The sequence below is a fragment of the Haemophilus parahaemolyticus genome (genome assembly GCF_018373095.1).
Taxonomy (GTDB): Bacteria; Pseudomonadota; Gammaproteobacteria; order Enterobacterales; family Pasteurellaceae; genus Haemophilus_A; species Haemophilus_A parahaemolyticus_A.
Genome location: NZ_JAHAHT010000090.1, coordinates 1 through 7,216, shown reverse-complemented (window position 1 = coordinate 7,216; position 7,216 = coordinate 1). Strand labels below are relative to the sequence as shown.

12 protein-coding genes and 2 pseudogenes are annotated in these 7,216 nt (G+C 40.5%); 7 read left to right on the top strand and 7 right to left on the bottom strand.

The features are described from left to right. Nucleotides 1-63: 63 nt before the first annotated feature. The 5 genes and pseudogenes from KH943_RS08300 to KH943_RS08285 all read left to right on the top strand — a co-directional run. Nucleotides 64-426: pseudogene (locus KH943_RS08300) on the top strand (IMP dehydrogenase); the annotation flags it as partial. Nucleotides 427-520: 94 nt separating this feature from the next. Further along, nucleotides 521-838 (top strand): hypothetical protein, encoded by a 318-nt coding sequence (locus tag KH943_RS08295; protein ID WP_179225300.1) that lies wholly within the window; start codon nucleotides 521-523, stop codon nucleotides 836-838. A gap of 23 nt (nucleotides 839-861) precedes the next feature. Further along, nucleotides 862-2,433 carry a glutamine-hydrolyzing GMP synthase gene (guaA, locus tag KH943_RS08290; RefSeq protein WP_304109899.1) on the top strand — a complete coding sequence of 524 codons (1,572 nt, stop codon included), beginning with the start codon at nucleotides 862-864 and terminating at the stop codon, nucleotides 2,431-2,433. Between the two features lie 194 nt (nucleotides 2,434-2,627). After that, on the top strand, nucleotides 2,628-2,822 hold the full coding sequence (locus KH943_RS10230; RefSeq protein WP_438359833.1) for a hypothetical protein: 195 nt from the start codon (nucleotides 2,628-2,630) through the stop codon (nucleotides 2,820-2,822). After that, the gene (locus tag KH943_RS08285) at nucleotides 2,750-3,229 is read left to right on the top strand and encodes a tyrosine-type recombinase/integrase (RefSeq protein WP_438359834.1); all 480 of its coding nucleotides are present in this window, start codon (nucleotides 2,750-2,752) and stop codon (nucleotides 3,227-3,229) included. Before KH943_RS10230 ends, KH943_RS08285 begins: the two co-directional genes overlap by 73 nt. 106 nt (nucleotides 3,230-3,335) lie before the next feature. Here KH943_RS08285 and KH943_RS08280 read toward each other — a convergent pair whose 3' ends face one another. The 3 genes from KH943_RS08280 to KH943_RS08270 form a co-directional block, all read right to left on the bottom strand. Then, the gene (locus KH943_RS08280) at nucleotides 3,336-3,506 is read right to left on the bottom strand and encodes a hypothetical protein (RefSeq protein WP_304109903.1); all 171 of its coding nucleotides are present in this window, start codon (nucleotides 3,504-3,506) and stop codon (nucleotides 3,336-3,338) included. 133 nt (nucleotides 3,507-3,639) lie between these two features. Further along, nucleotides 3,640-3,951 (bottom strand): hypothetical protein, encoded by a 312-nt coding sequence (locus tag KH943_RS08275; RefSeq protein WP_304109897.1) that lies wholly within the window; start codon nucleotides 3,949-3,951, stop codon nucleotides 3,640-3,642. Then, nucleotides 3,948-4,559, bottom strand: a complete 612-nt coding sequence (locus tag KH943_RS08270) for a Gp138 family membrane-puncturing spike protein (RefSeq protein ID WP_304109895.1) — start codon at nucleotides 4,557-4,559, stop codon at nucleotides 3,948-3,950. Before KH943_RS08270 ends, KH943_RS08275 begins: the two co-directional genes overlap by 4 nt. A gap of 85 nt (nucleotides 4,560-4,644) precedes the next feature. Here KH943_RS08270 and KH943_RS08265 point away from each other — a divergent pair, with 85 nt between their 5' ends. Both KH943_RS08265 and KH943_RS08260 read left to right on the top strand, forming a co-directional pair. Further along, nucleotides 4,645-5,001, top strand: coding sequence for a type II toxin-antitoxin system RelE/ParE family toxin (locus KH943_RS08265; protein WP_304109894.1), 357 nt, complete (start codon nucleotides 4,645-4,647; stop codon nucleotides 4,999-5,001). A 3-nt stretch (nucleotides 5,002-5,004) separates the two neighbouring features. Next, a complete protein-coding gene (locus KH943_RS08260; RefSeq protein ID WP_368493500.1) occupies nucleotides 5,005-5,313 on the top strand; it encodes a helix-turn-helix domain-containing protein in 309 nt (102 codons plus the stop codon). Nucleotides 5,314-5,333: 20 nt separating this feature from the next. Here the strand turns inward: KH943_RS08260 and KH943_RS08255 are convergent, their stop codons facing one another. From KH943_RS08255 to recO, 4 genes and pseudogenes are all read right to left on the bottom strand, one after another. Continuing rightward, the gene (locus tag KH943_RS08255) at nucleotides 5,334-5,726 is read right to left on the bottom strand and encodes a hypothetical protein (RefSeq protein WP_304109892.1); all 393 of its coding nucleotides are present in this window, start codon (nucleotides 5,724-5,726) and stop codon (nucleotides 5,334-5,336) included. Continuing rightward, nucleotides 5,723-6,091, bottom strand: a complete 369-nt coding sequence (locus KH943_RS08250; RefSeq protein ID WP_438359832.1) for a DUF2213 domain-containing protein — start codon at nucleotides 6,089-6,091, stop codon at nucleotides 5,723-5,725. The genes KH943_RS08255 and KH943_RS08250 overlap by 4 nt, the downstream gene beginning before the upstream one ends. 53 nt (nucleotides 6,092-6,144) lie before the next feature. Beyond that, nucleotides 6,145-6,528: pseudogene (locus KH943_RS08245) on the bottom strand (HD domain-containing protein); the annotation flags it as partial. Between the two features lie 242 nt (nucleotides 6,529-6,770). Beyond that, nucleotides 6,771-7,216 (bottom strand): DNA repair protein RecO (gene recO, locus KH943_RS08240; protein ID WP_304109891.1); only part of this gene is annotated, 446 nt, incomplete at its 5' end.

The window sequence follows — 7,216 nt, the reverse complement described above, 5'->3', positions numbered from 1 at the left end:
TAAGGAATTACTAAACAGTACCCAATGTGTTAAACGCTGGAGCGCCGCCCCCGAGCTTGACGTGAAGAAGCACCAGGCGAAATCGAACTTTACCAAGGGCGTGCATTTAAATCTTACCGTGGTATGGGTTCATTAGGTGCTATGGCGAAAGGTTCATCAGATCGTTATTTCCAATCGGATAACGCGGCAGATAAACTCGTACCAGAAGGTATCGAAGGCCGTATTCCATATAAAGGTTACTTAAAAGAAATCATCCACCAACAAATGGGTGGCTTACGTTCTTGCATGGGTTTAACTGGCTGTGCAACTATTGATGAACTACGCACCAAAGCGGAATTTGTTCGCATCAGTGGTGCAGGTATTAAAGAAAGCCACGTTCACGATGTTGCTATTACTAAAGAAGCACCGAACTATCGTATGGGGTAACTGTAGGGTGGGCTTTAGCCTACCTTTTGTTGTTTAAAGTGCGGTTGGTTTTTAAGGGATTTTAACTGTAGCTAGATTATAAGGAATATACAATATGAAAAAATTTATTATTCTTTCTATGAGTTTCTTCTTATCCGCTTGTGCAAATGACTGGTCTTCAAGTGGTGTTCCAGATATGTATGAAGGTCAATCACAAGAAAGTGTGCTTAAAGCATTACAAAAAAATAATTGGGTGATAAAAAAACAACATACTGATGAAAAAGGTAATTTGTATTTACTTGCCCAAGGTAAACCAACAAAACAATTTGCTGGACTTTTCGGTTCTGATTGTCGTCAAGGTTCGTTTGCAATTTATAAAAAAGAAGGCTTACAGGCTCTTGAAACAGCACCATGCCAGGAAACTAAAAAATAATTTTTTAATTAATAGAGATTTTTATGACAAACATCCACAATCACAAAATCCTAATCCTCGACTTTGGTTCACAATATACTCAACTGATTGCCCGCCGTGTGCGTGAAATCGGTGTGTACTGCGAACTTTGGGCTTGGGATGTAACCGAACAACAAATCCGCGAATTTAATCCAGACGGTATCATTCTTTCTGGTGGTCCTGAAAGCACCACTGAAACAAATAGTCCGCGTGCACCAGAATATGTCTTTAATGCAGGAGTACCAGTATTAGGTATTTGTTACGGTATGCAAACGATGGCAATGCAACTTGGCGGTTTAACCGAAACGTCTGATCACAGAGAGTTCGGCTATACTTCCGTTTCTCTTGAAAATTCCACCGCACTTTTTGCAAATCTTAACGATAATTTGACCGCTTCTGAGCCCAAATTAGACGTTTGGATGAGCCATGGCGATAAAGTAACCCGCTTACCAGAGAACTTCAAAGTGACTGGCACAACACCAACCTGCCCTATCGCAGCAATGTCAGACGAAAATCGTCGTTTCTACGGTGTACAATTCCACCCTGAAGTAACCCACACCAAAAAAGGTTTAGAATTATTAACTAATTTTGTTGTGAATATCTGTGGTTGCGAAACCAAATGGACAGCAGAAAACATTATCGAAGATGCCGTTGCTCGAATTAAAGACCAAGTTGGCGATGATGAAGTAATTTTAGGCTTATCTGGTGGTGTCGATTCCTCTGTTGTCGCACTGTTATTACATAAAGCGATTGGTAAAAAACTACACTGCGTATTTGTAGATAATGGTTTGCTTCGCTTACACGAAGGCGATCAAGTCATGGAAATGTTTGGCGATAAATTCGGTTTAAACATCACTCGTGTTGATGCTGAAAGCCGTTTTTTAGGCGAACTTGCAGGCGTACCTGATCCTGAAGCAAAACGTAAAATTATCGGTAAAGTGTTCGTCGATGTCTTCGATGATGAATCCAAAAAACTCACTAATGTGAAATGGTTGGCACAAGGTACAATCTACCCTGATGTCATCGAATCTGCTGCAAGCAAAACCGGTAAAGCACATGTGATTAAATCACACCATAACGTAGGTGGCTTACCAGACTATATGAAACTTGGCTTAGTTGAACCGCTACGTGAATTATTTAAAGACGAAGTACGTAAAATTGGTTTAGCATTAGGCTTACCAGCTGAAATGATCAACCGCCACCCATTCCCTGGTCCAGGTTTAGGTGTGCGTGTATTAGGCGAAGTGAAAAAAGAATACTGCGATTTATTACGCCGTGCAGATGCAATCTTTATCGAAGAATTACGCAACAGCGGTTGGTATGAAAAAACCAGCCAAGCCTTCAGCGTATTCTTGCCTGTGAAATCTGTTGGTGTAATGGGCGATGGGCGTAAATACGATTGGGTAATTTCGCTACGTGCAGTAGAAACCATCGATTTTATGACCGCACATTGGGCACATTTGCCTTATGATTTATTAGGCAAAGTGTCTAATCGCATTATCAACGAAGTGAATGGCATTTCCCGCGTCGTATACGACATCAGCGGAAAACCACCAGCGACTATTGAGTGGGAATAAAAAAACCTGCTTTTTATAGCGTTTCATAACATTTCAAGACTAGCCTCAAGCCCTGTATTTACAGGGCTTTATCATCTCATAGCATTTCATATTAGTTTACTTCTTTGACGGTCATTTTGACGATATAGCATTGCTAATACTGCCAAAAAGATCGAAAACACCGTCAAACAAACAACGGTAAAAATGACGTAAAAATGCTAACAGATTCAAAACTTAAATCTCTTAAACCAAAAGATAAACTCTACAAAGTGGCTGACCGCGATGGGCTTTATGTGACAAACCTGCAGGCACAATTACTTTTAGATACGACTACCGTATTAACGGTAGACGAGAAACACTCACGATTGGCAGATATGGAAGTGATGGGACTATTCCAGCCGAACGACTGAAGGCAAAACGAACTCATAATGTTTATTTATCCAAACAAGCGATTGATTTAATCATTGCCTTTCAGATTTACTCTGAAGGCTCACCTTATTTATTACCAGGTAGAATTAACTGTAGACAACCTATTGCACGTAGTTCTCTTTATCGCGTCATTGCAAATTGCATTAAGTTTATTAACAAGGATGAGAAACGTATTGATGACTTTACAGTTCACGACTTACGTAGAACAGGCTCAACACTTTTACACGAAATGGGGTTTAATTCAGACTGGACCGAGAAAATCCTAGCCCACGAACAACACGGTGTGAGAGCGGTTTACAATAAAGCCGAGTATGCCGAACAGCGTAAAGAGATGATGCAAATATGGGCAGATAAGATAGACGATTGGATAAAAGGGGAAAATTTATAATAAAGTGTGGTCGAAAGACCGCATTTTCCGAAACTCACTTTTTAACCACTCATCTTTATTCACTTTAACCAGTGCACTTTTGTGCTGGTTACCCTAAAATAGCCGCTTAGAATGCGAGCGGTTTGGCTTGTTTGGCAAGTGCTTCTTTCTCTTGGCGATAGCAGCTCTCAATTTCGGTTTGTGGGTAGCCCACCAGTAAGCCCAATTTAAGCGCATCGGCTTTATTGGCAAGGGTAGTGAGCAAGGTTTCTTTACGTTGAGAGAGGTAAGCGGTCAATTTTCAGATGAAATAATAGATTGATGTGGCATTGATTTTTAAATCATCGCCAACAAACGATAGTGCCCAGTTAAGCATTTTTGTTATCGTATTCTTGTCATTTGGTATAAAATCATTTTGGCAATATCTGTATCTAGCCCGCCTTTAACAATGCAATGCAAACTGTTTGCGGGTGTGCCATATTCATTGCTAACACCCGCTTCACGTTTGCGACGTCTAAAATTTTCTTACGAAACACATTCTCAATCTTGGCTTTTTCGGGCGATTTAATCAGTACCTGCTCAAAATAAGGCACGCCAATCGTTGTATCCATAAACCACTCACCGAAAAAGGTAAGTAAAGCAATTTTAATCTGCTGAGCCGTCTGGTTTGCTCCTTCTACCAGCACTAATCGCCCATCACGAATCAGTAAATCGTGATTGTCATCTAGTTTTAAATCCGTCATTCAGGGCCTCCCGTTTTGCTTGGCCCACCTTGCACGCCACCGTGTTTATGCGATTGAAGCGAAATACCGCCTGCACTCACATCACCGCTTGCCGCCATTGAGCCGTTAAGCTGAATATCACCGTTAAAAGTTGTTGTTGGACATTTCACGGTAACATTCGGGCTATCAATCAACACATCACCACTAGGCGTGATTTTGATTGAGCCACTGCCATATTGAATCGATAAATTTTCCGCATCTGCAGCAGGCGATTTAGCATTACAGCTTGGTATTGCAAACGCATCGGATAAATCAAACATTCGTGGGTCGTCTGGCGAACCCTTTGATCCGTCCAGCCAATTTTCAATCGAACGTTGCGAAAAAACGAGCAACACCCCATCACCCGCTTTCATTGGTAAGGTAATCATTGCTTTGTTTCCGCCTACATCTGCCACAGGAAAGCAAACAGGCACATTCACAATCTGTGGGGCTTGCAAAGTATTGCCATTACTTAACCGCTTGGCCAGCGAAGGCTTAACCGTTGCCCACTGATTGCCTGCGTTGTAACTCACAATGGTTGCGGGCATTGCTACATTGATTTCGGCTAACGCATTATTGAGTTCTTCCATCTTTCCCCCAAAAATAATCTCTATATTATTGAAAATATAATTTATACATTATAAAATAAAGCTAAACTTTCTCAGTTAAACAAAAATGACAAAACAATCTCAATGGACGGTAATCGCTACCGAGCGATTTAATCTCTGGTTACTTGAACAAACTGAAGAGATTCGTCAATCGGTGTTTGCTTCGCTTAATAACCTAAAAATCTACGGCTACCAACTTTCTCGTCCTTATGCTGACACAATAAAAGGCTCAAAATTCCCGAATATGAAAGAACTTCGTATTCAACATAAAGGCAAGCCATTACGAGCTTTCTTTGCATTCGATCCACTCAGACAAGCCATCGTGCTCTGTGCAGGTGATAAAAGTAACGACAAGCAATTTTATGAGCGAATGATTAAAATCGCTGATGCTGAATTTACCGACTACTTACAAAGTTTGGAGTAATCAATGAAAAAAATGTATACCCTTGAAGAGATGATTGCCCGTGAAACACCAGAATCTCAACAAAAAATCAAAGAGATGTCCGATGAATTGATTTTAGAAACGGGACTTGCGATGATCCGTAAAAATCTTGCTCTCTCGCAAAAAGAGATGGCACAAGCCATAGGTGTATCTCAATCTGCAATTGCCCAAATTGAACAACGTGGCAATGATGTTAAGCTCTCTACACTTAAACGCTACATTGAAAAAATGGGTGGGGAACTCAGTCTTGCAGTTAAAATGCCAACTGGTTATAGCCAGATTTTTCCGATTTAACAAAAAAGCCGTGAAAATTATCACGGCTTCGTTTTCTCTTCTTTTTGGGCTTCCCGTTTTTTACGGTGTCTTTTCGCCACCTTGCTTTGCTCTTTTTCGGTTTGCTTGTCAATAATCCGTTCCACCAAGTGCAATTCAGTCACCCAATCGCCTTGGTGCGTATCACCGATATGCTTAACCGTTTCTGCACGAAACCAACCTGTCACCGATACACTTTCTAGCTTTACTTTGTCAGCAGGGTTCACTTGCGGTAACAGCAAACTTTTCACATTCCAGCCATCTTGTGCTTGTAAAGAGAGTGAGGTTTGCTTGCGGTTCGCTTGTTTTTTATCGTCCACATCTGCCGATTTTGAGCGTGCCGCTTCGCGGTTTTTTTCAGGATAGCCAATCAAGCCGCTATCTTTTGCAATCACCACGCCTTGCCGTTTAGTGGTCTTGTGTTTAAGAATAACTTACCATTGGCTTCTGCCCACATTGCGGCAAAAAGCACCTCTTCTTCCACACGAGAAGTCAATGCTAACCCATACCAACTATTATTCACTTTGGCATTATTGCCCTTAATCTCCCCGTGATGTTCATCGGTAATTGGAATGCCCACAAAAGCGTTCAGGCTATCTGCCTTAAACACCTCATCAGATGGGTGATACTCCCGTCTTTTTGTGCCATCAGGCAGCATATAAACAAAAACCCCCGTTCGTGTAAGAACAGGGGTGTCTCGAATAAAACCATTTTCATCTTGGACTGCTTTCACCTGCAGTCGGTCATAACGCATTGCCATTTTTACCACCAAATAAAAAAGCCTACGAGATTTAATCGTAGGCTTATATCACATTAACTTAATAGAAATTGTATTGCTTTCTGGTATTTATGCTGTCTAGCAACATCTTTCTCCGTGATTTTAGGTAATCGAGTAAGATCTGCATTATGTTTTAAATCAGCAATCTTCACTAAACAAGCGGTCAGATTTTCTTTAACTCTGACTAAATAGTCATCGTAATTTTCCCCACTACGCTTAGAAATAGCATCAACAGCATCAGAAACTGTTTTACCAAATTTTGTATTAAGCTCATCATAGGTTATTGAAGTATCTTCAATGCTATCATGCAACCAAGCTACCGCAAGCATTTCATCCGTTGGTTCAATTAAGTTATTGGCAACCGCTTGCAAATGTTGGACATAAGGCTTACCTGCTTTATCCACTTGTTGAGCGTGTAATTTTAGGTTCTATTTTAGTCACTTTTTGATATAACGAAGAAATATCCATTACATCACTTTCAGGGAATAAAACCCTGCATTTCATCGTATTTTGATTCATATCAAAATGATCTTAAAGCCTTGTGAAAGCAAGGCTTTTCTATTTCAATTCAGGGTATTTCATTTTATTACGGTAAAATTGACGGTATTTTGTTGCAACGTACTACAAAAAATCGGGAAATGCCATTTTAAATGACCAAAGCTTACGCCCCTTTTAATTTACTTGGTAGGATAGATTGAAATAGCTCACGGCTTTTTAGCGGTTGCGAGCCAAGATAAGGTTTTAATGCAATGCGGGTAAAGCGTTTTGCAGCTTGTTGGGTAGATTTATCAGAGAAATCAAGTACCTCAAAGGCAAGCAAATCTTTGCCGAGAAAGCTCAAGTTATTCTGTAAAAGCGAAGCGATAAAGCCCTCATTTTCACAGAATTGATACCACATTTCAGGATCAACTTCTTCGCCTGTTGCCATACAATGGCAGAAATCAACACCATAACCTAATGCCCGTAACATTTGAAATTCAAAGGTTCGTAGAGTAGGTTCAAGCTGATCTGCATTGCTGGCTAATCGTGTAATGCACTGCAGATAATGATGAAAAAGCTCTTGGTAAGCGGTCTGATTTTCCAACACTCTTACCAACATTTCATTTA